Below are 20,918 nucleotides of genomic sequence, written 5' to 3'. Positions count from 1 at the left end.
GATCTTGCTTCTAAAATCAACATCAAAAGATCGCAGCCTTCGGCAGCTCCTACATGGGTTCGGCGCATGGCCCATCAATGTGGGACAATGCCCGCCACTTTCAGCCATACCCGAATCGACCACGCCCATGACTGCCCCCCGCACACCCAAACCTGCGCGCAAGAAGCCTGACGCCGCGTCCCCGAGCAAAGCCGTCGAGCCGCGCGAGAAGGCCAGCCTGCATCCGCGCAATCGCCATCAGGGTCGTTACGACTTTCCGGCGCTGATCAAGACCACGCCGGAACTGGCCAAGTACGTGATCACCAACCCGTACGGCAAGGAAAGCATCGACTTCGCCAGCCCCGACGCGGTGCGTGTGTTCAATCGGGCGCTGCTCAAGGCGTTCTACGGCATCCAGCACTGGGACATCCCGGCGGACTATCTTTGCCCTCCGGTTCCGGGGCGTGCCGACTATGTGCACTTTCTCGCCGACCTGCTGGCGAGCATGAACGACGGCAAGGTCCCGCGCGGCGCGATCGTCAATGTGCTGGATATCGGTATGGGCGCCAACTGCGTTTATCCGCTGATCGGCAACAGCGAATACCGTTGGCACTTCCTCGGCTCGGAGATCGACCCGACAGCCGTGGCGGCGGCGCGAGCCATCGTGCAGTCCAACGATCTGAGCAAGGTGATCCAGCTGCGCCAGCAGGAAAACCGCAAACACATCCTCATCGGCTTGCTGGAGCCGGGCGAGCGCTTCGACCTGACCATGTGCAACCCGCCGTTCCACGCTTCGATGGAAGAAGCGACCAAGGGCAGCGAGCGCAAATGGCGCGCCTTGGGCAAGGCCGACCCGAAACGCAAGCTGCCGGTGCTGAACTTCGGTGGGCAATCGGCGGAGCTGTGGTGTGAAGGCGGTGAAGCGCGCTTCGTGACGCAGTTGATTGCCGAGAGCGCGAACTTCCAGCACAAAGTGTTGTGGTTCAGCACCCTGGTGTCGAAGGCCTCGAACCTGCCGGCCATCGAGACCGCACTGAAGAAGGCTGGCGTGCTGGAGAGCCAGGTCGTGGAGATGTCGCAGGGCCAGAAGCAGAGCCGCTTTGTCGCCTGGACCTTCCAGACCAAGTCCGAGCAGCAGATCTGGCGACGCGAGCGCTGGGTTCGCTAACACACAGCAGATCCCCTGTGGGAGCGAGCCTGCTCGCGAAGGCGGCGTGTCAGTCAGCTTCAATATCGACTGACCTACCGCTTTCGCGAGCAGGCTCGCTCCCACATTGGCACTGCGATTCAGTCGCTAAATCACAGACACAAAAAAACCGTGCCCCGGATCACTCCGAAGCACGGTTTTTTTATCGCTGCGTCTTACTTGTTCACAGCGTCGGTCAGGCCTTTGGCCACAACCAGCTTGATCACTTTCTTTTGCAGGGATTTCGATGGCAGCGCCAGTCGAAGGGTTACGGCCGGTGCGGGCAGGACGCTCGGTCACTTTCAGCTTGCCGATACCTGGCAAGGTGATTTCGCCGCCGTTTTCCAGCTGATCGGCAACGATTTGGCCCAGTTGGTCCAGAGCGTTACGCGCGGTGGTTTTCGGCGCGTCGATAGCTTCAGCGATGTCGGCGATCAGTTGGTCTTTAGTAAGAGCCATGTAGTGTTCCTTCCCTATCAAATTCATATGGATTGCAGAGTGCAGTGTCAGCCATCGAGCCCGATCTTCTGGATCTGGCACCCTCGGCGATAACCACGACGAGTCGGGTTATAGATGCCGAAATCAGGGTTTGGTTCGACCTGACAAATGCTGAATGCACGCTTAACGCAGTGACTTCGCGTAAGACCGGGCAAAACTAGCACAGCGACAAGGAAATATCCGCCTCTAGCTACCCATTTGGTCAGCTTTATTGCGCTAAATCGGTAAAAAACCGCTTAAGGCCGGCCGCTTGCGCCGATTTAAGCCTTGGACCCCCTGTAGGAGCTGCCGAAGGCTGCGATCTTTGGACTTTGCTTTTTCAAAAACAAGATCAAAAGATCGCAGCCTTCGGCAGCTCCTACGCAGAGCCTCGGCCGGAGATTCGGTTACACTGAGCGCTTTTTCGGGGGAGCCTGCCCTCCTCCCTTCCAACAGCCGAGAAGCCCATGCCGATCCGTCATTGCATCGTCCACCTGATCGACAAAAAACCCGACGGCACGCCCGCAGTTCTGCACGCCCGTGACTCTGAACTGGCCGAGTCCGCAGCCATCGAAAACATGCTCGCCGACCTCAACGAAAGCTACAACGCCAAACAGGGCAAAGCCTGGGGCCTGTTCCATCCGGAATCCGGCGCATTCCCCTTCAGCGGCTGGCTGAAGGAGTATATGGAAGGCGGCCGTGACTTCACCGCGTTCAGTAAAGTGGCGGTCGAGCATCTGCAGAAGCTGATGGAAGAATCCAACCTGTCGGTGGGTGGCCACGTGCTGTTCGCCCACTATCAGCAAGGCATGACCGACTATCTGGCGATCGCCCTGCTGCATCACAGCGAAGGTGTAGCGGTGACCGACGAGCTCGACGTGACGCCCTCGCGCCATCTCGACCTTGGCCAGTTGCATCTGGCAGCGCGGATCAATGTCTCGGAGTGGCAGAACAACAAGCAGTCGAAACAGTACATCTCGTTCATCAAGGGCAAGAATGGCAAGAAGGTCTCGGAGTATTTCCGCGACTTCATCGGCTGCCAGGAAGGTGTCGACGGCCCCGGCGAGACGCGCACGCTGCTTAAGGCCTTCAGCGACTTTGTCGAGAGCGAAGACCTGCCGGAAGACTCGGCCCGCGAGAAAACCAAGACCCTGGTCGACTATGCCAGCAGCCAGGCCAAGCTCGGCGAACCGATGGGCCTTGAGGAGCTGTCGGAGCTGATCGACGAAGAACGCCCGAAAGCCTTCTACGATCACATCCGCAACAAGGACTATGGCCTGTCGCCAGAGATTCCGGCAGACAAGCGCACCCTCAATCAATTCCGTCGTTTCACCGGCCGCGCCGAAGGCCTGTCGATCAGCTTCGAAGCGCACCTGCTGGGCTCGAAAATCGAGTACGACGAAGAGAACGGCACCCTGATCATCAAAGGCCTGCCGACTTCGCTGACCGATCAGTTGAAGCGGCGTAACTGATGCTCGGCAATGTGCTGAAAAAGGTCGCCCTGGTGCTGCTGGTGGTCGTGGTCTATCAGAACTGGGGCAAGATCGAGCGGGTATTCAATCCCGCGCAAATGGTCTCGCAGCAGACCCGGGCGCAAGCCAATGTCGTGCTCTATGCCACCGACTGGTGCGGCTACTGCAAACAGACCAAACGCTTTCTCGACAGCAAGGGCATACCGTTCAAGGAGTTCGATATCGAGAAAGATGCTGATGCGCGCAAGGCGTATGAAGCATTGGGTGGACGCGGGATTCCGCTGATCGATGTGAACGGCACCTTGATTCGCGGGTTCGATCCGGACGAAATCCTCGCAGCCCTGAAATAACCAATGTGGGAGCGAGCCTGCTCGCGAAAGCGCTGCATCAGCCAACAACCATGTTGAATGATCCATCGTCTTCGCGAGCAGGCTCGCTCCCACAGGTTTTGCAGCTGCTTGATAAATCAGCGCGCTTCGATACGGAAACCAAAACGCGGAAAGTGCACATGCACCACGCCGCCACGTTCGTCTTCACGGCGAATGATCAGCTCTTCACTGCCAGCAAACAGCAGCTCGCCCACCACCGGATCAACGCCGTAATCGACAGCGGCAATTGCCACTTGCTGTCCCGTCTTGAAGCCGTTCGGATCAACGAACCGCTCATCCGGCAATGCCGCTGGCGTCGCGTTACGCGCGACCTCCAATGCCTCGGCAGAGGACATCTCGCTCGCTGCGCCATGGCCGAACCCCAGCACCCGACCCAGCCACGCCGCAACCGCCGGATATTCATCCACCAGCGGCGCCGTGACGTGGGTCGCCTTGAGGAACCACAGCGGATGCGCCAGGGCGAAGTCGGCAATCGATGGCTCGCCGAAGAGGAAGTCGCCCTGCTCGCGCTGCAACTGTTGCTCCAGCCGCGCCATGATCGTCGGCCACTGATGTTTGGCCTGCTCGGCGGACAGACGCGTGGCGCTGCCACCGCTGAACAACCCGGCGCGGTCGGCCAGGAAGGCCTTGACCGCTTCCGGCGGCAATTTGCCAAAACGCACGGCTACCGATTCTGGCTGGAACACCAGGCTCACCGCGTGCTGGAACACCACCGAATCGGCCCACGCCGCGAAACTGGCGCTGGTCATTTCCTGGCCTTCGGGAAAGAACGCCGGCAGGGCTTTTTCCTGCTCCAGGCGTCGAGCGATCAGTGCGGTGTCGCAATAGATGTCGGCACCGATCTGCAACACTGGGGTCTTGCGGTAGCCACCGGTCAACGCCGTCAGATCCGGCTTGGGCATCACCGGGGAAATATGCACCGAACGCCAGGACAGGCCTTTGAAGCCCAGCAGCAGGCGCGCCTTCTCGGCAAATGGAGAGGTCGGGTAATGGTGCAGAATCAACTCGGACATGCTCGGCTCCGCCGCTGGAAAAGTGAATCCGCAGCTTAGCGCGCATTGCCTGACAGGCCTACCGATCTGCCTGATGGGAACCAATCAGTCAGATTGATAAGACGCGACCAGGCATTCCTTGGCGCTCTTCTTGAGTTTCTTGATCAGCCGTTCCTGTCGCAGGGCATCGCTTTTGTCGCGGCACAGTTCGGTGTAGACCAGGGCCATCGCCGGGCTGGAAAGAAAGAACCGCGCGCCCTTGCCGCTCTGGTGCTTGGCGAAACGCCGCACAGGGTCGTCGCTGATTCCGCAATACAACGAGCCATTAGCGGCACGCACGAGGTAGACGAACCAGGATTTGCTCACTGGCTCGGCAGCATCGACGGATTGTTCGCTAAGGCTGGTCACTTCGGGATCTGAACATGTAGGAAAACAGGCGGCGATCTTATCAGCGCCCGGCCTGAAATGCCTTCAGTCCCTTGCGCGCCTGGGCACGTACCGCGTTGCGCACCAGCGGCGTCCAGCCCAGCAGCAGGCCTTTGAAACCGAGCGCCTGCCGCGACCAGCGCCACAGATCGAAGTGGTCGTGGTGCTCACAGATCTTGCCGTCCCGGAAGACGAAGCGCGCCTGGATGTCGTTGACCACGACGTTGCCGGTCTGACTGAACAGGTAAGTCGCCACCCAATGCGCGCCGCCGGTGCGCTCATCGGCGCGGACATTGTCAAAAGTCAGGGAAAAATCCTTGGCGCGGGTAGTCAGCATGCGCCACATGTCGCCGGCATCGCGCCCGCGCAACTCGCCGAAGGCCGGATCGCTGAAGACCACATCATCGGTGTAGCAGGCGGCCATGGCTTCTGCGTCAAGGCGCTGAAAGGCTTGGTAGAAGCGGGTGATCAGGGCGCTATGGGCTTCGCTCAAGGCAGTCTCCAAAGAAATAGGTACAGATTGCCAGCACCATAATCTGCCGCGCGCAGAAACACTATCGGCAATACGCAAAACCCTTGTGGGAGCGGGCCTGCTCGCGAAGGCAATTCAACATTCAACATCCATGTTGACCGAAACACCGCTTTCGCGAGCAGGCTCGCTCCCACATTTGCACCCAGTGCATTCAGATCTTTTCGCTTTGCACCTGCACATACAGCGCCCGCCCGGCACCCAGCCCGGCCAGGATCGCACCAGCGCCGATAACGCCGAAGATCCAGCCCAGGGCATTCCAGCCGCCGGTCCAGTCATGCACCACGCCCACGGCAAACGGCCCCATGGACGCCAGCGTGTAGCCAAAACCCTGGGACATGCTCGACAGGTTCGCCGCGACATGGGAATCGCGCGAGCGCAGCACGATCAGGGTCAGGGCCAGACTGAACGTGCCGCCCTGCCCCAGTCCGAGCAGAATCGCCCAGCCCCACAGACCTTCGATCGGTGCGTACAGGCAGCCGAACAGGCCGGCCAGGGTCAGCGCCATGACCACGACGATCGCCAGGCGCTGATCCTTGCCCCGGGTCGCCAGCCACGGCGCGGCCAGCGAACTGGCCAGCTGAATGATCACCGAACCGGACAGCACCAATCCGGCCTGAGTCGGTGTCAGCCCGCGCCCGATGAGGATCGACGGCAACCAGCCAAACACGATGTAGGCCAGCGACGATTGCAGGCCCATGTACAAGGTCACCTGCCAGGCCAGCGGATCACGCAGCAACCCGCGCACGCGATAAGCGACGTTGTGCGCGCCATGCTTCGAGCCAACTTGCGGCAACCAGAAAACCGCCGCCACCAATGCCGGAATCACCCAGAAGCCCAGGCCCATCGCCCAGCTGTTGCCGAAGTGTTCACTCAGCGGCACGGTCGAACCCGCCGCCATCGCCGCACCCAGGCACAGCGCCATGGTGTAGACGCCGGTCATGGTCCCGGCATGTTTGGCGAAATCGCGTTTGACAATGCCCGGCAGCAGCACGCCGACGATGCCGATGCTGGCGCCCCCAAGCACGCTGCCGGCGAACAGGCCGATCTCGCCGAAATTACTGCGCAGGATAATCCCGCCGGCCAGCGTCAGCAGAATCCCCAACACCACCCGCTCAGCACCGAAACGCCGCGCCAGAATCGGCGCTAGCGGTGCGAACAAGCCCAGGCACAGCACTGGCAACGTGGTCAGCAATCCCGCCTGCGCCGCAGACAGTCCGAGACTGCTGGAGACTTCGCTGAGCAACGGCGCCATGCTCGACAACGCCGGGCGCAGGTTCAGCGCCACCAGAATCAAGCCGAGCAGCAACAGCCACGGGCGTTTTACCAATGGGTGGCTTTGCTGGACCTGCTCGTCATCAGCCTCGGCATCGATCAGCAGCTCTTCAAGTTCGGGGGTGCGTTTCGACGCTGTGGATAACTCACTGCGGGGCATGGATTTCTCGGTTTCAAGGTTCATTGATCAACTGCCTCGACAAGGCTTTGGCCCGTTCCGGGTCGCGTTGCTCGACCGCATCGAGCAAGTCGATGTGCAGATCGAACACTTCCTGACGGCGCGGGGAAATATTCAAGGTCTGACGCAATTGCGCGCCGACGATGCTGGAGAAATAGCGATACAGCTCGCTGAGAGTCGGGTTGTGTGCGGCATCGACCAGGCGGCGATGGAACACCAGATCGCAGGCGATATAGGTGTCGAGATCGCCGTGGTAGTGGCTGCCGCTGGTGCCGAGCGCTTCGCGCAAAGCCGCCAGATCCTCATCGGTACGACGCAACGCCGCCAGGCCGATGGCCTCGACTTCAAGGATGTGTCGGGTCTCCCGAGCCTGCTGCAGGGAACAGCGGGACAACGCCTTCAGCGTATCCAGCGGATCGACCACGGCGCGCAGATAACTGCCGTCGCCTTGGCGAATTTCGATCAATCCCGAGAACGCCAGAACACGCATCGCCTCACGCACCGTGTTGCGGCTGATGCCCAGCTCGGCGCACAGCTCAGGTTCGGTCGGCAGACGCTCGCCGACCTGCCACGCACCGCTGTTGATGCGCTGACGCAGTTGATCCAAAGCCTGATCGACCAGGGATCGCTTGATCAAAGGGGAAATGTCGGACATGAACCTCACCTTTTCATCCAATCATAGGATGAATTTTCCGACATGTTAGTCAGACCCATGTAGGACGGCAACCACCTAGGGTCAATCGGAGACACATGGAGCGGCATTTTCGATTGGTCAAAATTACCCTTTAAGGGTAATTTCAGGGACAGGGTTTTGGCTTCTTATGGAAAAGAACACACCCCATTACGACTTGGCGGTGATCAAGGCGGATGTCAGAAGATTAGGCTGGAGAGCATTTACGCACACAGCAAGAAGAACCGGTTCCGACATGGAGTTGACGCTTGCAGACATGCAGGAAGTGGTATGCATGCTGCAGCGCAACATGCTGTACAAATCGATGAAGACCTATGACAACCACCGTATCTGGCAGGACGTCTATCACATCAATTCACATGGTATGGAGATTTACATAAAGGTGTCATATCACAGTGACAGACGCCCGCCCGTGATCTCCTTCAAGGAGAACAAATCATGAATACGCAACAGTGCTTCAGTTGCGGTGCATCTGAAGGAATGGTGCATTTCGAAGGTCGAGGCGAAACGGTGAGCGTAAAGGGAATGGAGCGCCGAGTTGAGGACCTGTCGGGTTGGGAGTGCCAGAAGTGCGGAGAAGTCGAACTCGATGAAGTGTGCGGGCAGCGCTACTCGGACGCATGCGATGAGCTCGTTATCGCCAGCAGAAGAATGATCGGCAACGAAATGAAAAAAATTCGCCGGAAATTGCATCTGACACAAAAGGAAACGGTGCAATTGCTGTCCGGCGGTGGACACAATGCCTTTTCACGCTACGAACGCGGCGAGGTACTGCCGCCGAAGGCGTTAATTCTGCTCATGCGTTTGCTGGATCGCTACCCACACTTGCTGGCGGATGCCCGAGTCTTGGCAGAAGGCGCTGACTTGAGAGGAGCATTTACGTTCATCGAGCACGTAAAGCGCCAATCTCTCACTGCTTCCTGACCGCCCAAAAAAAACAACCCGGCAAATCGCCGGGTTGTTTTTTACTCACCCACCATCAATGCAAAATCTGACTCAAGAACAACTTGGTCCGATCATTCTGCGGATTGTCGAAGAAGTCGTTCGGCGCGGCCTGCTCAACGATTTCGCCCTTGTCCATGAAGATCACGCGGTTGGCCACGGTGCGGGCGAAGCCCATTTCGTGGGTCACGCAGAGCATGGTCATGCCGTCTTCGGCCAGACCGATCATAGTGTCGAGAACCTCTTTCACCATTTCCGGATCGAGCGCTGAAGTCGGTTCGTCGAACAGCATGATTTTCGGCTTCATGCACAGGGCGCGGGCGATCGCCACACGCTGCTGCTGACCGCCGGACAGTTGCCCCGGATATTTGTGCGCCTGCTCCGGAATGCGTACGCGCTCCAGGTAATGCATGGCGATTTCTTCGGCCTTGCGCTTGGGCATCTTGCGTACCCACATCGGCGCCAGGGTGCAGTTCTGCAGGATGGTCAGGTGCGGGAACAGGTTGAAGTGCTGGAACACCATGCCGACTTCGCGGCGGATCGCTTCGATCTGCTTGAGGTCGTTGGTCAGTTCCACGCCATCGACGACGATGCGGCCCTGCTGGTGTTCTTCCAGACGATTGAGGCAACGGATCGTCGTGGATTTACCGGAGCCCGACGGACCACACAGGACGATGCGCTCGCCCTGTTTGACGTTGAGGTTGATGTCTTTGAGTACGTGAAACTGGCCGTACCACTTGTTCACGCCCTGCATCTGGATGATGCCTTCCGGACCCACAGGCTTTTTGATTGCTTCGCTCATTTACAGAGAACTCCTAACGCTTGTGGCCAGTGTCGAGCTTGCGTTCCAGATGCATGGAATAGCGCGACATACCAAAACAGAAAATCCAGAACACCAGGGCGGCGAACACGTAGCCTTCGGTGGCCATGCCCAGCCATTTCGGGTCGGCAGCGGCTTGCTTGACGCTGTTGAGCAGGTCGAACAGGCCGATGATGATCACCAGGCTGGTGTCCTTGAACAGCGCAATGAACGTGTTGACGATGCCCGGGATCACCAGCTTCAGGGCTTGCGGCAGAATCACCAGGCCCATCGAACGCCAGTAACCGAGGCCCATCGCTGCAGCCGCTTCGTACTGCCCTTTGGGAATCGCTTGCAGACCACCGCGCACCACTTCGGCGACGTAGGCTGACTGGAACAGGATCACGCCGATCAGCGCCCGCAGCAGCTTGTCGAAGTTCATGCCTTCAGGCAGGAACAGCGGCAGCATTACCGAGGACATGAACAGCACCGTGATCAACGGCACGCCGCGCCAGAACTCGATGAAGGTCACGCAGACCACACGAATCGCCGGCATGTTCGAACGTCGTCCCAGCGCCAGCACGATACCCAGCGGCAATGCTCCGGCGATGCCGACGGTGGCGATCACCAGGGTCAGCATCAGGCCGCCCCACTGGCTGGTCGGCACGGTGGTCAGACCGAAACCGCCGTGCAACAAGATGAAGGCGATGATCGGGTACAGCACCAGGAAGCTCAGGCCGTACACCGCTTTACGCGGCACGCGCGAGATGAACAGCGGTGCTGCGCCAATGACCGCCAGCCACACGGTCAGGTCGACGCGCCAGCGCAGCTCGGTCGGGTAGTAGCCGTACATGAACTGGCCGAAACGCTGCTGAATGAACACCCAGCAGGCGCCTTCCTTGGTGCAGTCGGCGCGGGTGGTGCCGACCCAGTTGGCGTCAACGATCGCCCAGCTGAGGATCGGTGGCACGACCAGGTAGATCAGGTAGAACGCAAACAGCGTCAGCAGGGTGTTGAGCCAGCTGGAGAACATGTTTGCGCGCATCCACGCCACCACGCCGATACTGCTGTTCGGTGGAGGCATGTCGGGTTTGAAAGTATGAGTACTCATGCGCTTTTCCTTACCGCTCGATCAGCGCAATGCGCTTGTTGTACCAGTTCATCAGCAGGGAAATGCTGATACTGATCGCCAGGTACACGCTCATGGTGATGGCAATCACTTCGATGGCCTGCCCGGTCTGGTTGAGCACGGTGCCAGCGAACAGCGAAACCATTTCCGGATAACCGATACCGGCTGCCAGCGAAGAGTTTTTCGCCAGGTTGAGGTATTGGCTGGTCAGCGGCGGAATGATCACGCGCAGGGCTTGCGGGATGATCACCTTGCGCAGGGTCGGGCCGTTGCGCAGGCCAAGCGAACGCGCCGCTTCGGTCTGACCGTGGCTGACCGACTTGATCCCGGAACGCACGATCTCGGCGATGAACGCTGCGGTGTACACAGTGAGCGCCAGGGTCAACGCCAGCAGTTCCGGGATCAGCACCCAGCCACCGACAAAGTTGAAGCCCTTGAGCTCGGGCATTTCCCAGTGCAGCGGAGCGCCGAAGATCAGCGCGCACAAGGTCGGGATCACCAGCGCAATTGCCAGGCCGGTCCAGAACTTGTGGAACGGTACGCCGGTTTCTTCGAAACGCTTGTTGGCCCAGCGGCACATCAGCACGATGCCGACGATGGCCAGCACGATGCTGATCACGAACGCCCAGAAGCCGTCAGCGGCGAGTGCGGCCGGCATGTTCAGGCCACGGCTGCTGACGAAGAAGGTGTCGCCGAAGTTGTGGCTGTTGCGCGGCCCTGGCATGGTCAGGAACACCGCGAAGTACCAGAACAGGATCTGCAGCAGTGGCGGAATGTTGCGGAACACTTCCACATACACCGTCGCCAGTTTGGCGATGATCCAGTTCTGCGACAGCCGCGCCACGCCGACGATGAAACCGAGGATCGTCGCCAGGATCACGCCGATAAAGGTCACCAACAGGGTGTTGAGCAGGCCGATGACAAACACCCGCGCGTAACTGTCCGCTTCGGTGTAGTCGATCAGGGTTTGAGCGATGCCGAACCCGGCACTGCGCTCCAGAAAGCTGAAACCGGAAGTGATACCCCGGTGCTGAAGGTTGGTTTGCGTATTGTCGAACAGGTACCAGCCAAGCGAGATCACCGCCACAACGGTGATGATCTGGAATAGCCACGCACGCACTCGTGGATCGCTGAGGCTGAGCCTCTGCTTTGGTGCGCCGATAGAATTTTGCATGAAGTGCCCCGGAAGAAATGGAACAAGAACATCACCCGGCGGTTGGCCCGCCGGGCGATAGAACCATTAGCGCACTGGTGGTGCGTACTGAATGCCGCCGTTGTTCCACAGGGCGTTCAGGCCACGGTCGATTTCCAGCGGAGTGCTCTTGCCGAGGTTTTTCTCGAAGATTTCGCCGTAGTTGCCGACCTGCTTGACGATCTGCACAACCCAGTCTTTGGGCAGCTTCAGGTCTTTGCCGTATTCGCCGTCAGCACCGAGCATACGGGCCACGTCCGGGTTCTTGGTGGACTTGGCTTCAGCTTCGACGTTCTTCGAAGTGATGCCGGCTTCTTCGGCATTGAGCAGCGCGTAGCCGACCCAACGCACGATGGCCAGCCACTCGTCGTCGCCGTTACGTACGACCGGGCCCAATGGTTCTTTGGAAATGGTTTCCGGCAGAACCACGTAGTCCTTCGGCGAGGCCAGCTTGCTGCGCTGGGCGAACAGCTGGGACTTGTCGGAGGTCAGCACGTCGCAACGACCGGATTCCAGCGACTTGGCGCTTTCATCGGAGGTGTCGAAGGTGATCGGGGTGTATTTCAGACCGTTGCCACGGAAGTAGTCGGAAACGTTCAGCTCGGTGGTGGTACCGGCCTGGATGCAGATGGTCGCGCCGTCGAGCTCTTTGGCACTTTTCACGCCCAGCTTGTTGTTCACCAAAAAGCCGATGCCGTCGTAGTAGGTGATGAAGCCCGGGAATTTCAGGCCCATGCCCGCGTCACGGGAACTGGTCATGGTGGTGTTGCGCGACAGGATGTCGATCTCGCCGGACTGCAGCGCGGTGAAGCGCTCCTTGGCGTTCAACTGGCTGAACTTGACCTTGTTGGCGTCGCCGAAAACGGCTGCGGCCACAGCGCGGCAGACGTCGGCGTCGATGCCGAGGATCTTGCCGGTCGCATCCGGTACCGAGAAGCCCGGCAGACCGTCGCTCACGCCACACTGCACGAAACCTTTTTTCTGTACCGCATCCAGGGTTGCACCCGCCTGAGCGAACCCGCTGACGCCGAGTACTGCTGCAGCAGTCACGACCGCCAGAGTGGATTTCAACATCTTCATTCAAACCTCCAGTTTTGCTCTTGTTGTGTCGGAGCTTGAGTCCAGTCGCACCCTTTTGAGGCGTTGTTGACCCGTGTTGGCTTTTTTTAGGGTCAACCGACGTAAGACCTTCGCTATGAGTCTAGTAGGAGAAAATCCACATCATGGATCACTCACTTCTCACCAATCGGCCGAACGGGCTGTAGCCCTTTCACGTTCGCTAAGCCCGTAGCGGCCATTGGCGAACATCCATCACCGGATTCGTTGCTATCCCATCGCGCGACTGACACTGATAGTGTTACCGCCGCGCAACGGATGCTTCGTACGCAAAGCTTCATAGCAAACGCCGTACCACACCGCTTGCGAAAGTGATTGCGCGACACGTCAATAGCTAAACTTGTAACCTTGCGACATCTTGTTAACGGATCAACCGGGCGCGCACTTCAATCACGCACTCAATGAGAGCGCCCGCACATTTTTGGAGCAGACATGACCGAGCCCTTGATTCTTCAGCCTGTTAAGCCCGCAGACGCCTGCGTGATCTGGCTGCACGGCCTCGGCGCCGACCGTTACGACTTCCTGCCGGTGGCCGAGGCGTTGCAGGAAAGCCTGCTGAGCACGCGCTTTGTGCTGCCGCAGGCGCCGACGTGTCCAGTGACGATAAATGGCGGATATGCCATGCCCAGCTGGTACGACATCAAGGCCATGAGCCCGGCCAGAGCGATCGACCGTGACCAGCTGGAAGCCTCGGCAGAGCGGATCATCGAACTGATCGAAAACGAGCGCGCCAGCGGAATAGACGCCTCGCGGATTTTTCTCGCCGGTTTTTCCCAGGGCGGCGCAGTGGTACTGCACACCGCATTTCTGAAATGGCAGGGACCATTGGGTGGGGTGCTGGCGTTGTCGACTTACGCGCCGACGTTCAGCGACGAACTGGAGTTATCCGCCAGTCAGCAGCGTATTCCGGTGCTCTCGCTGCACGGCCAGTTCGATAACGTGGTGCAGAACTCGATGGGCCGCAGTGCTTACGAGCATTTGAAGAAGCATGGTGTCACCGTGACATGGCAGGAATACCCAATGGAGCACGAAGTGTTACCTGAAGAGATTCGCGACATTGGTGTCTGGTTGAGCGAACGACTGCGCTGATTGTCGACCAATCCCTGCCCATTGATCCCTCCTACTACGCCGCGCCCGATTCTTGCATTACACTGGCCGGCGTACATTCCTTAACCAATTGATGAGATGACCGTGCTCAAAGCACTCAAGAAAATGTTCGGTAAAAGCGAGGCTGAGCAGCTCGCGCCAGTTCCCAGTGCGCCGTCGCACGCCCTCGGTCATCGCACCGATGCCCCGCAGGCCGACCGCCCCGCTCCCGCAGCCGCACCGAAGCCCGAAGAAAAACCCGCTGCGGCCGCGCCAATGGCCGTAGAGCCTGCACCCGGCGAAGCGCCGAAACCGGCCAGACCGCGTCGAGAACCGAAGCCCAAGGCACCGGTCATCCCATGGAAGCTCGAAGACTTCGTCGTCGAACCCCAGGAAGGCAAAACCCGCTTTCACGATTTCAAGCTTGCTCCGGAACTGATGCACGCCATCCAGGACCTGGGCTTTCCTTACTGCACGCCGATCCAGGCGCAGGTGCTGGGCTTCACCCTCGCCGGCAAAGACGCCATCGGCCGCGCGCAGACCGGCACCGGCAAGACCGCCGCGTTCCTGATCTCGATCATCACCCAGTTGCTGCAGACGCCGCCGCCGAAAGAGCGCTACATGGGCGAACCGCGCGCGCTGATCATCGCGCCGACCCGCGAGCTGGTGGTGCAGATCGCCAAGGACGCCGCTGACCTGACCAAGTACACCGGCCTCAACGTCATGACGTTCGTCGGTGGTATGGATTTCGACAAACAGCTCAAGCACCTCGAAGCGCGGCATTGCGACATCCTCGTCGCCACGCCGGGCCGCTTGCTCGACTTCAACCAGCGCGGCGATGTGCACCTGGACATGGTCGAAGTGATGGTTCTGGACGAAGCCGACCGCATGCTCGACATGGGTTTCATCCCGCAGGTACGGCAGATCATTCGCCAGACCCCGCCGAAGTCCGAGCGCCAGACTTTGCTGTTCTCCGCGACCTTCACCGAAGACGTGATGAATCTGGCCAAGCAATGGACCACAGACCCGGCGATTGTCGAAATCGAAATCACCAACGTCGCCAACGAGAACGTCGAGCAGCACATCTACGCCGTGGCCGCTGCCGACAAATACAAGCTGCTCTACAACCTGGTCAACGATAACGGTTGGGAGCGAGTCATCGTGTTTGCCAACCGCAAGGACGAAGTACGCCGCATCGAAGAGCGTCTGGTGCGTGACGGCATCAACGCCGCGCAACTCTCCGGTGATGTGCCGCAGCACAAGCGCATCAAGACTCTGGAAGGCTTCCGCGAAGGCAAGATCCGCGTGCTGGTGGCCACCGATGTCGCCGGTCGCGGCATCCACATCGACGGCATCAGCCACGTGATCAACTTCACCCTGCCGGAAGTCCCGGACGATTACGTGCACCGCATTGGCCGTACCGGTCGTGCTGGCGCCGATGGCGTGTCGATCAGCTTTGCCGGCGAGGACGACTCTTACCAGTTGCCGTCGATCGAAGAAAAGCTAGGTCGCAAGATCAGCTGTGAAACCCCGCCGACGCATCTGCTGCGTGCGGTTGAGCGCAAGCGTCCGCAGTAAGTCCCGCCATATGAAAAAGCGCAGCCGGATACGGACTGCGCTTTTTTTATGCCCGATGGTTGCTCGCCAGAACTAAAAGTCCATAATGGAAAAATAAGTTTAGTTTCGGAGCGCGAAATGTCCAGTACGCCCTATGTGATCGATCAGGCCCAGGCCCATGAGCTATTGGCGCGTATCGATGTTCCGCAAATCCTGCGCAAGCTGTTCCGCGATCTGGCGGCCGGGAACGCCGTGCAGCCGGCGCAGCAATGGGTCGAGTTTCCGCAGGGTGCCGGCGACTTCATCAATTATCTGGGCGTGCTGGCCGAGGACGGCGTGTACGGAGTGAAGACTTCGCCGTACATCGTCCGTGAGCAGGGTGCGCTGGTGACGGCGTGGACCCTGCTGATGTCGACGAAAACCGGTCAGCCGCTGCTGCTCTGTGATGCCGGCGAACTGACCACCGCGCGCACCGCCGCGACCACGGCCGTGGCGGTCGACGCCCTCGCCCCGTTGAATGCCCAGCGACTGGCGATCATCGGCAGCGGCAAGGTTGCTCAAGCGCATCTGCATTACGCCAAAGCGCTGCGCGACTGGCAGAGCATCAGCCTGTATTCGCCATCGCTGCTGGAAGATGCGCAAACACAGGCTGTGTTGAAGTCCATCGCGCCGTCACTGAAGATTGCCGACAGCCGCGAGACCGCCATTGCCGATGCGGATGTGATCATGCTCTGCACCTCGTCGGCCGGGCCGGTAATCGATCCTGCCGGGTTAAGCAAACCGGCGCTGATCACCTCGATCAGCACCAACGCCCCGCGCGCCCATGAAGTACCGCCGCAAAGCCTCAACGACATGCAGGTGTTCTGCGACTATCGTCTGACCACGCCGGGTTCGGCAGGTGAGATGCTGATTGCCGCCGAACAGCATGGCTGGAACAAGGATTCGATTGTCGGCGACCTCGCCGACTTGCTCAGCGAAAAAGTGCAGCGCCCGGGTTACGACCGTCACGTGTTCTTCCGTTCAATCGGCTTGGGCCTGGAAGACATTGCCCTCGCCAATGCGGTTTATCACCTTCGCCGCTGACACCACACATCTCCTGTCGGAGCTGCCGAAGGCTGCGATCTTTTGATCCTGTTTTTCAAGGACAAGATCAAGATCAAAAGATCGCAGCCTCGTTTCACTCGGCAGCTCCTACAGGGTTCTCGATAACTTGGGAGTTTTCATGAACCACGCAGATTTCATCATCATCGGCGGCGGGATTGCCGGCGCTTCCACCGGGTTCTGGCTGGCGCCGCACGGCAAAGTGATCGTGCTCGAGCGTGAAACCCATCCCGGCTATCACTCCACCGGACGCTCCGCCGCGCTGTACACCGCCGCCTACGGCACCGCACAGGTCCGCGCACTGACTCAGGCGAGCCGCGCGTTTTTCGACAGTCCTCCGAGCGGCTTTTGCGAGCACCCGCTGCTGACTCCGCGCGGCGAAATGACCGTCGACTTCATCGGTGATCCCGCCGAACTGAACAATCAATACCTCAGCGCCAAAGCCACCGTGCCGCAGATGCAACTGCTCAGCGCCGACGAAGCCTGCGCACGCCTGCCGATCCTGCGCCGGGAAAAAGTCCACGGCGCGATCTACGATCCATCGGCCTGCGACATCGACACCGACGCGCTACATCAAGGCTACCTGCGTGGCATCCGGCGCAACCACGGCGAAGTGCGCACCGATTGCGAAGTGCTCGGCTTGAGCCGCGATGCCGATGGCCTGTGGATCGTGCAGACCAATGGCGAGACGTTCAGCGCACCGGTGATCATCAACGCCGCCGGTGCATGGGCCGACAAGATCGCTGCCCTGGCCGGTGCGCAGCCGCTGGGTCTGCAACCGAAACGCCGCGCTGCGTTTATCTTTGCCGGCCCGGAAGGCGTGGATATTCATCACTGGCCAATGCTGGTCAGCCTCGACGAATCCTTCTACATGAAGCCCGACGCCGGCATGTTCCTCGGCTCGCCCGCCAACGCCGATCCGGTCGAACCGCACGATGTGCAGCCGGAAGAACTCGACATCGCCATGGGCATTTATGAGATCGAAGAGGCCACCACGCTGACCATCCGCCGTCCGACCCGCACCTGGGCCGGTCTGCGCAGTTTCGTTGCCGACGGTGATTTGCTCAGCGGCTTTGATCCGCAGGTGCCAGGGCTGTTCTGGGTCGCCGCGCAGGGCGGTTACGGCATTCAGACGTCGCCGGCTATGGGGCAGGCCAGTGCGGCGCTGGTGCGCGACGAGCCGCTTCCCGAGCACCTGCATGAATTCGGTCTGGACAGCGCCATGCTCTCCCCGGCCCGACTGGCTTGATCGCATCGACTCGTCCAAAAGATTGCGGCACACTCGCAGCGCCCCGGCACAAGGGGCGCTGACGCTGCCTGGAGCTCCACTGTCATGACTGCCCCTGAATTCGACCCGGCGCTGGATAACTTCCGCGCCATCGCCGACGCCATCGCCACGCTGTTCTTTCCACATGCCGAGGTGGTGCTGCACGACCTGCGCACGCAGAAGGTCGACTACATCGCCAACAACCTGTCCAAGCGCGAGATCGGCGACGACTCGTCACTGGAAGACATGCTCAGCGAGGATGTCAGCGACAGGAACATCGGCCCGTACGAAAAGCTCAACTGGGACGGTCAGAAAATTCGCAGCCTGAGCACCGTGCTGCGTGACAGCGAAAGTCGGCCGCTGGCGGTGCTGTGCATCAATCTGAATATTTCCCTGTTCGAGAACGCCAAAGCGGCGCTGGACCTGTTTCTCTCGCCGAGCAAACTGATTCCGCAGCCGGACTCACTGTTCCGTGATGACTGGCAGGAACGCATCAACACCTTCCTCCACGCCTGGTTGCGCGAGCGGCAGTTGAGCCTGAACCTGCTGACCCGCGATCACAAACGCGAACTGGTGCTGGCGCTGCACGCCGAGGGCGCGTTCAAGGGCAAGAGCGCCTCGAACTACGTGGCCAATGTGCTGAACATGGGCCGGGCGACGGTGTACAAACATTTGAAGGAATTGAAGGGCTGAAGATTTGCATCGCTAGCGCTGGCCTCTTCGCGAGCAGGCTCGCTCCCACATTTGGAATGCGTTACCCCTGTGGGAGCGAGCCTGCTCGCGAAAGCGCTTGATCAATCGCCGTAGATATCGGACTTGAAATACTTCTCGGAAATCTTCTGATACTCGCCATTCGCGCGAATCCCGTCGATGGCGCGATTCAACTGGCTGACCAGTTCACCGTTGCCCTTGCGCACGGCAATCCCGGCACCCTCGCCGACGTACTTCGGATCCTTCAGCTCCGGCCCGACAAACGCATAACCCTTGCCACGCGGCATCGACAGAAAGTCATTGAGCGGGATGGTGTCGGCGAAAATCGCGTCGAGGCGCCCCGCCGCCAGGTCCATGTAGATTTCTTCGTTGTTGCTGTAGCGCTTGACGTTGATGCCCTTGGGTTCGAACACCTCGGTGGCATAACGATCGGTGGTGGTCGCGCGCTGCACGCCGACGTTCTTGCCTTTGAGGCTGGCGTACTGATCATCGACCGTAGCGCCTTCCTTCATGACCAGACGCGAAGAAGTGAAATAGTACTTGTGGCTGAAATCCACCGACTTCTTGCGATCTTCGTTGATGGTCATCGACGACAGCGCCATGTCGATCTTCTTCACTTTCAGCGAAGGAATCAGCCCGTCGAACTCACCTTCGACCCACACGCACTTGACCTTCATCTGCGCACAAAGGGCATTGCCGATATCGTAGTCGAAACCGACGATTTCACCTTTGTCGGTTTTCGACGCGAATGGCGGATAGGCCGCTTCGATGCCGATACGCAGGGTTTTCTCGGCGGCGAAGACGCTGGAGCAGGCCAGCAGACTGAGAGCCAGACCGGTGATGAGGGGAAGTTTCTTCATGTTCGTTCTCTCGCGGGTTGTTGTTGGTTTGGCGAAGAAGAGCAGCTACAAGCGGCAACCTGATAGCGGCAAGACAGAAGCTTTTTTGTACTTATAAATCCATACTGGACTCATAGGTACAAGCCGTCAATCAGGGAGAAGAGAGTGTCTGCGAGGTTTTTGGGTGTTGCAGATGGCCTCATCGCTGGCAAGCCAGCTCCCACAGTTTCAGTGGTGCACAAAAAATATGTGCACGACGCAAAACCCTGTGGGAGCTGGCTTGCCAGCGATGGCGGATTGGAGGGCGCTACAGGAGTTATTTATTCCAGCGATCGGCGGCGGCATGATCACTGTCGCGCCCTTCGACCCACCGCGGGCCGTTACTGGTGTTCTCTTTTTTCCAGAACGGCGCGCGGGTTTTCAGGTAGTCCATGACGAAGGCGCAGGCATCGAACGCGGCCTGGCGGTGGGCGCTGGCGGCGCCGACGAAGACGATCGGCTCGCCCGGCTCCAGCGCGCCGATGCGGTGCAGCACTTCCAGTTTCAACAGCGGCCAGCGCTGCTCGGCTTCGACAGCGATCTTGCCCAGAGCCTTTTCGGTCATGCCCGGATAGTGTTCGAGGAACATCCCGGCCACGTCGAGACCGTCGTTGAAGTCGCGCACATAACCGACAAAACTCACCACTGCGCCAACGCCGATATTGGCCGCGTGCATCGCATTGACTTCAGCGCCCGGATCAAACGGCTTGGCCTGCACGCGAATCGCCATGTTCAACCTCCGGTGACGGTGGGAAAAAACGCCACTTCGTCGCCATCGACCACCGGCTCGTCGAGCTGGCAGAGATCTTCGTTGCGTGCGCACATCAGGTTCTGCTCGCTCAATACTTCGGCGCCATCACGTTGCGCCTGCATTTCAAGCACATGCGCCCGAACGTCATCGACGGTGGCGAAATCGCCTTCAACCGCAACCGAATCCACGCCCAGCGCTTCACGGTAACGGGCAAAAAACTTCACGGTCAGTTTCATGGCTGCTCCGCCTGGAAGTGGCCGCTCTTGCCGCCGACTTTCTCCAGCAGACGCACGCTTTCGATGGTCATGCCACGGTCGACGGCTTTGCACATGTCGTAAATGGTCAGGGCGGCGACGCTGGCGGCGGTCAGCGCTTCCATCTCGACACCGGTCTGCCCGGACAACTTGCAGCGGGCGACGATACGCACGCTGTCATCACCTTCGGCGCTGAGTTCGACTTTGACGCCGGTGAGCATCAGCGGGTGGCACAGGGGAATCAGATCACTGGTCTTCTTCGCCGCCTGAATCCCGGCAATGCGCGCCACGGCGAACACATCACCCTTGGGATGACCGCCGCTGACGATCATCTGCAAGGTTGCGGGGAGCATGCGCACCAGCGCTTGAGCGGTCGCTTCACGGAACGTCACGGCTTTTTCAGTGACGTCGACCATGTTGGCGCGACCTTGGGAATCGAGATGAGTCAGCACGAGGGCCTCCTTGAGGCAGCTGCGAGCGGCAAGCTACAAGCGGCAAGTTAAAGCGCGGTAGGCAGGCGTCAGGAAAGCTCGCATTTAAA

23 protein-coding genes and 1 pseudogene are annotated in these 20,918 nt (G+C 59.7%); 10 read left to right on the top strand and 14 right to left on the bottom strand.

The window, feature by feature from the left end; genetic code table 11:
* The first annotated feature begins 127 nt into the window (after positions 1 to 127).
* Positions 128 to 1,147 (top strand): 23S rRNA (adenine(1618)-N(6))-methyltransferase RlmF, encoded by a 1,020-nt coding sequence (rlmF, locus tag FEE99_RS09455; RefSeq protein WP_016771571.1) that lies wholly within the window; start codon positions 128 to 130, stop codon positions 1,145 to 1,147.
* A 194-nt stretch (positions 1,148 to 1,341) separates the two neighbouring features.
* Here the strand turns inward: rlmF and FEE99_RS09450 are convergent.
* Positions 1,342 to 1,624: pseudogene (locus FEE99_RS09450) on the bottom strand (HU family DNA-binding protein).
* A gap of 485 nt (positions 1,625 to 2,109) precedes the next feature.
* Here FEE99_RS09450 and yejK point away from each other — a divergent pair.
* Positions 2,110 to 3,114, top strand: a complete 1,005-nt coding sequence (gene yejK, locus FEE99_RS09445; protein ID WP_039759184.1) for a nucleoid-associated protein YejK — start codon at positions 2,110 to 2,112, stop codon at positions 3,112 to 3,114.
* A complete protein-coding gene (locus FEE99_RS09440) occupies positions 3,114 to 3,464 on the top strand; it encodes a glutaredoxin family protein (RefSeq protein ID WP_041479507.1) in 351 nt (116 codons plus the stop codon). Before yejK ends, FEE99_RS09440 begins: the two co-directional genes overlap by 1 nt.
* A gap of 116 nt (positions 3,465 to 3,580) precedes the next feature.
* Here the strand turns inward: FEE99_RS09440 and FEE99_RS09435 are convergent, their stop codons facing one another.
* The 5 genes from FEE99_RS09435 to FEE99_RS09415 form a co-directional block, all read right to left on the bottom strand.
* Positions 3,581 to 4,516, bottom strand: a complete 936-nt coding sequence (locus tag FEE99_RS09435) for a glutathione S-transferase family protein (protein ID WP_041479506.1) — start codon at positions 4,514 to 4,516, stop codon at positions 3,581 to 3,583.
* Between the two features lie 84 nt (positions 4,517 to 4,600).
* Positions 4,601 to 4,903, bottom strand: a complete 303-nt coding sequence (locus FEE99_RS09430) for a GIY-YIG nuclease family protein (protein WP_039759190.1) — start codon at positions 4,901 to 4,903, stop codon at positions 4,601 to 4,603.
* A gap of 40 nt (positions 4,904 to 4,943) precedes the next feature.
* A complete protein-coding gene (locus FEE99_RS09425; RefSeq protein ID WP_041479505.1) occupies positions 4,944 to 5,414 on the bottom strand; it encodes a nuclear transport factor 2 family protein in 471 nt (156 codons plus the stop codon).
* 190 nt (positions 5,415 to 5,604) lie between these two features.
* A complete protein-coding gene (locus FEE99_RS09420; RefSeq protein ID WP_041479504.1) occupies positions 5,605 to 6,909 on the bottom strand; it encodes a CynX/NimT family MFS transporter in 1,305 nt (434 codons plus the stop codon).
* On the bottom strand, positions 6,899 to 7,558 hold the full coding sequence (locus tag FEE99_RS09415) for a FadR/GntR family transcriptional regulator (protein ID WP_041479503.1): 660 nt from the start codon (positions 7,556 to 7,558) through the stop codon (positions 6,899 to 6,901). The genes FEE99_RS09420 and FEE99_RS09415 overlap by 11 nt, the downstream gene beginning before the upstream one ends.
* A gap of 166 nt (positions 7,559 to 7,724) precedes the next feature.
* Here FEE99_RS09415 and FEE99_RS09410 point away from each other — a divergent pair, with 166 nt between their 5' ends.
* Positions 7,725 to 8,036: a type II toxin-antitoxin system MqsR family toxin gene (locus FEE99_RS09410; protein WP_041479502.1), complete on the top strand. Its 312-nt coding sequence runs from the start codon at positions 7,725 to 7,727 to the stop codon at positions 8,034 to 8,036.
* A complete protein-coding gene (locus FEE99_RS09405; protein ID WP_041479501.1) occupies positions 8,033 to 8,518 on the top strand; it encodes a type II toxin-antitoxin system MqsA family antitoxin in 486 nt (161 codons plus the stop codon). The genes FEE99_RS09410 and FEE99_RS09405 overlap by 4 nt, the downstream gene beginning before the upstream one ends.
* Before the next feature lie 55 nt (positions 8,519 to 8,573).
* On the opposite strand, the gene FEE99_RS09400 is transcribed toward FEE99_RS09405, so the two are convergent.
* The 4 genes from FEE99_RS09400 to FEE99_RS09385 form a co-directional block, all read right to left on the bottom strand.
* The gene (locus FEE99_RS09400; protein ID WP_016771581.1) at positions 8,574 to 9,338 is read right to left on the bottom strand and encodes an amino acid ABC transporter ATP-binding protein; all 765 of its coding nucleotides are present in this window, start codon (positions 9,336 to 9,338) and stop codon (positions 8,574 to 8,576) included.
* Between the two features lie 13 nt (positions 9,339 to 9,351).
* Complete coding sequence (locus FEE99_RS09395; RefSeq protein ID WP_024011693.1) at positions 9,352 to 10,446, bottom strand: amino acid ABC transporter permease; 1,095 nt, start codon at positions 10,444 to 10,446, stop codon at positions 9,352 to 9,354.
* Positions 10,447 to 10,456: 10 nt separating this feature from the next.
* Entirely contained in the window at positions 10,457 to 11,638 is a 1,182-nt protein-coding gene (locus FEE99_RS09390) for an amino acid ABC transporter permease (RefSeq protein ID WP_041479500.1), read from the bottom strand.
* A 66-nt stretch (positions 11,639 to 11,704) separates the two neighbouring features.
* Positions 11,705 to 12,736, bottom strand: a complete 1,032-nt coding sequence (locus FEE99_RS09385) for an amino acid ABC transporter substrate-binding protein (protein ID WP_016771583.1) — start codon at positions 12,734 to 12,736, stop codon at positions 11,705 to 11,707.
* 468 nt (positions 12,737 to 13,204) lie between these two features.
* Between FEE99_RS09385 and FEE99_RS09380 the strand changes: the two genes are divergently transcribed.
* The 5 genes from FEE99_RS09380 (at position 13,205) to FEE99_RS09360 (ending at position 18,476) form a co-directional block, all read left to right on the top strand.
* Positions 13,205 to 13,861, top strand: a complete 657-nt coding sequence (locus tag FEE99_RS09380) for an alpha/beta hydrolase (RefSeq protein WP_041479499.1) — start codon at positions 13,205 to 13,207, stop codon at positions 13,859 to 13,861.
* 96 nt (positions 13,862 to 13,957) lie between these two features.
* The gene (gene rhlB / locus FEE99_RS09375) at positions 13,958 to 15,436 is read left to right on the top strand and encodes an ATP-dependent RNA helicase RhlB (RefSeq protein ID WP_064361060.1); all 1,479 of its coding nucleotides are present in this window, start codon (positions 13,958 to 13,960) and stop codon (positions 15,434 to 15,436) included.
* 117 nt (positions 15,437 to 15,553) lie between these two features.
* Positions 15,554 to 16,498, top strand: a complete 945-nt coding sequence (locus FEE99_RS09370; protein WP_041479497.1) for an ornithine cyclodeaminase family protein — start codon at positions 15,554 to 15,556, stop codon at positions 16,496 to 16,498.
* A gap of 139 nt (positions 16,499 to 16,637) precedes the next feature.
* Positions 16,638 to 17,765, top strand: coding sequence for an NAD(P)/FAD-dependent oxidoreductase (locus FEE99_RS09365; RefSeq protein WP_041479496.1), 1,128 nt, complete (start codon positions 16,638 to 16,640; stop codon positions 17,763 to 17,765).
* A gap of 84 nt (positions 17,766 to 17,849) precedes the next feature.
* Positions 17,850 to 18,476 (top strand): helix-turn-helix transcriptional regulator, encoded by a 627-nt coding sequence (locus FEE99_RS09360; RefSeq protein WP_016771588.1) that lies wholly within the window; start codon positions 17,850 to 17,852, stop codon positions 18,474 to 18,476.
* A 101-nt stretch (positions 18,477 to 18,577) separates the two neighbouring features.
* Here the strand turns inward: FEE99_RS09360 and FEE99_RS09355 are convergent, their stop codons facing one another.
* The 4 genes from FEE99_RS09355 to moaC form a co-directional block, all read right to left on the bottom strand.
* Positions 18,578 to 19,354, bottom strand: a complete 777-nt coding sequence (locus FEE99_RS09355) for an ABC transporter substrate-binding protein (protein ID WP_041479495.1) — start codon at positions 19,352 to 19,354, stop codon at positions 18,578 to 18,580.
* Positions 19,355 to 19,649: 295 nt separating this feature from the next.
* Entirely contained in the window at positions 19,650 to 20,102 is a 453-nt protein-coding gene (gene moaE / locus FEE99_RS09350; RefSeq protein ID WP_041479494.1) for a molybdopterin synthase catalytic subunit MoaE, read from the bottom strand.
* 2 nt (positions 20,103 to 20,104) lie between these two features.
* Positions 20,105 to 20,359 carry a MoaD/ThiS family protein gene (locus tag FEE99_RS09345; protein WP_041479493.1) on the bottom strand — a complete coding sequence of 85 codons (255 nt, stop codon included), beginning with the start codon at positions 20,357 to 20,359 and terminating at the stop codon, positions 20,105 to 20,107.
* Positions 20,356 to 20,829: a cyclic pyranopterin monophosphate synthase MoaC gene (moaC, locus tag FEE99_RS09340; protein WP_041479492.1), complete on the bottom strand. Its 474-nt coding sequence runs from the start codon at positions 20,827 to 20,829 to the stop codon at positions 20,356 to 20,358. The genes FEE99_RS09345 and moaC overlap by 4 nt, the downstream gene beginning before the upstream one ends.
* Positions 20,830 to 20,918: the final 89 nt, after the last annotated feature.

The sequence above is a fragment of the Pseudomonas sp. ef1 genome (assembly GCF_007293365.2).
GTDB lineage: Bacteria > Pseudomonadota > Gammaproteobacteria > Pseudomonadales > Pseudomonadaceae > Aquipseudomonas > Aquipseudomonas siliginis.
This window is presented reverse-complemented; position numbering and strand designations above follow the sequence as displayed.

Coding starts and splice junctions, on each gene's coding strand:
- rlmF (WP_016771571.1), top strand. CDS start 128: ATGACTGCCCCCCGCACACCCAAACCTGCGCGCAAGAAGCCTGACGCC.
- yejK (WP_039759184.1), top strand. CDS start 2,110: ATGCCGATCCGTCATTGCATCGTCCACCTGATCGACAAAAAACCCGAC.
- FEE99_RS09440 (WP_041479507.1), top strand. CDS start 3,114: ATGCTCGGCAATGTGCTGAAAAAGGTCGCCCTGGTGCTGCTGGTGGTC.
- FEE99_RS09435 (WP_041479506.1), bottom strand. CDS start 4,516: ATGTCCGAGTTGATTCTGCACCATTACCCGACCTCTCCATTTGCCGAG.
- FEE99_RS09420 (WP_041479504.1), bottom strand. CDS start 6,909: ATGAACCTTGAAACCGAGAAATCCATGCCCCGCAGTGAGTTATCCACA.
- FEE99_RS09415 (WP_041479503.1), bottom strand. CDS start 7,558: ATGTCCGACATTTCCCCTTTGATCAAGCGATCCCTGGTCGATCAGGCT.
- FEE99_RS09410 (WP_041479502.1), top strand. CDS start 7,725: ATGGAAAAGAACACACCCCATTACGACTTGGCGGTGATCAAGGCGGAT.
- FEE99_RS09405 (WP_041479501.1), top strand. CDS start 8,033: ATGAATACGCAACAGTGCTTCAGTTGCGGTGCATCTGAAGGAATGGTG.
- FEE99_RS09400 (WP_016771581.1), bottom strand. CDS start 9,338: ATGAGCGAAGCAATCAAAAAGCCTGTGGGTCCGGAAGGCATCATCCAG.
- FEE99_RS09395 (WP_024011693.1), bottom strand. CDS start 10,446: ATGAGTACTCATACTTTCAAACCCGACATGCCTCCACCGAACAGCAGT.
- FEE99_RS09390 (WP_041479500.1), bottom strand. CDS start 11,638: ATGCAAAATTCTATCGGCGCACCAAAGCAGAGGCTCAGCCTCAGCGAT.
- FEE99_RS09385 (WP_016771583.1), bottom strand. CDS start 12,736: ATGAAGATGTTGAAATCCACTCTGGCGGTCGTGACTGCTGCAGCAGTA.
- FEE99_RS09380 (WP_041479499.1), top strand. CDS start 13,205: ATGACCGAGCCCTTGATTCTTCAGCCTGTTAAGCCCGCAGACGCCTGC.
- rhlB (WP_064361060.1), top strand. CDS start 13,958: ATGACCGTGCTCAAAGCACTCAAGAAAATGTTCGGTAAAAGCGAGGCT.
- FEE99_RS09370 (WP_041479497.1), top strand. CDS start 15,554: ATGTCCAGTACGCCCTATGTGATCGATCAGGCCCAGGCCCATGAGCTA.
- FEE99_RS09365 (WP_041479496.1), top strand. CDS start 16,638: ATGAACCACGCAGATTTCATCATCATCGGCGGCGGGATTGCCGGCGCT.
- FEE99_RS09360 (WP_016771588.1), top strand. CDS start 17,850: ATGACTGCCCCTGAATTCGACCCGGCGCTGGATAACTTCCGCGCCATC.
- FEE99_RS09355 (WP_041479495.1), bottom strand. CDS start 19,354: ATGAAGAAACTTCCCCTCATCACCGGTCTGGCTCTCAGTCTGCTGGCC.
- moaE (WP_041479494.1), bottom strand. CDS start 20,102: ATGGCGATTCGCGTGCAGGCCAAGCCGTTTGATCCGGGCGCTGAAGTC.
- FEE99_RS09345 (WP_041479493.1), bottom strand. CDS start 20,359: ATGAAACTGACCGTGAAGTTTTTTGCCCGTTACCGTGAAGCGCTGGGC.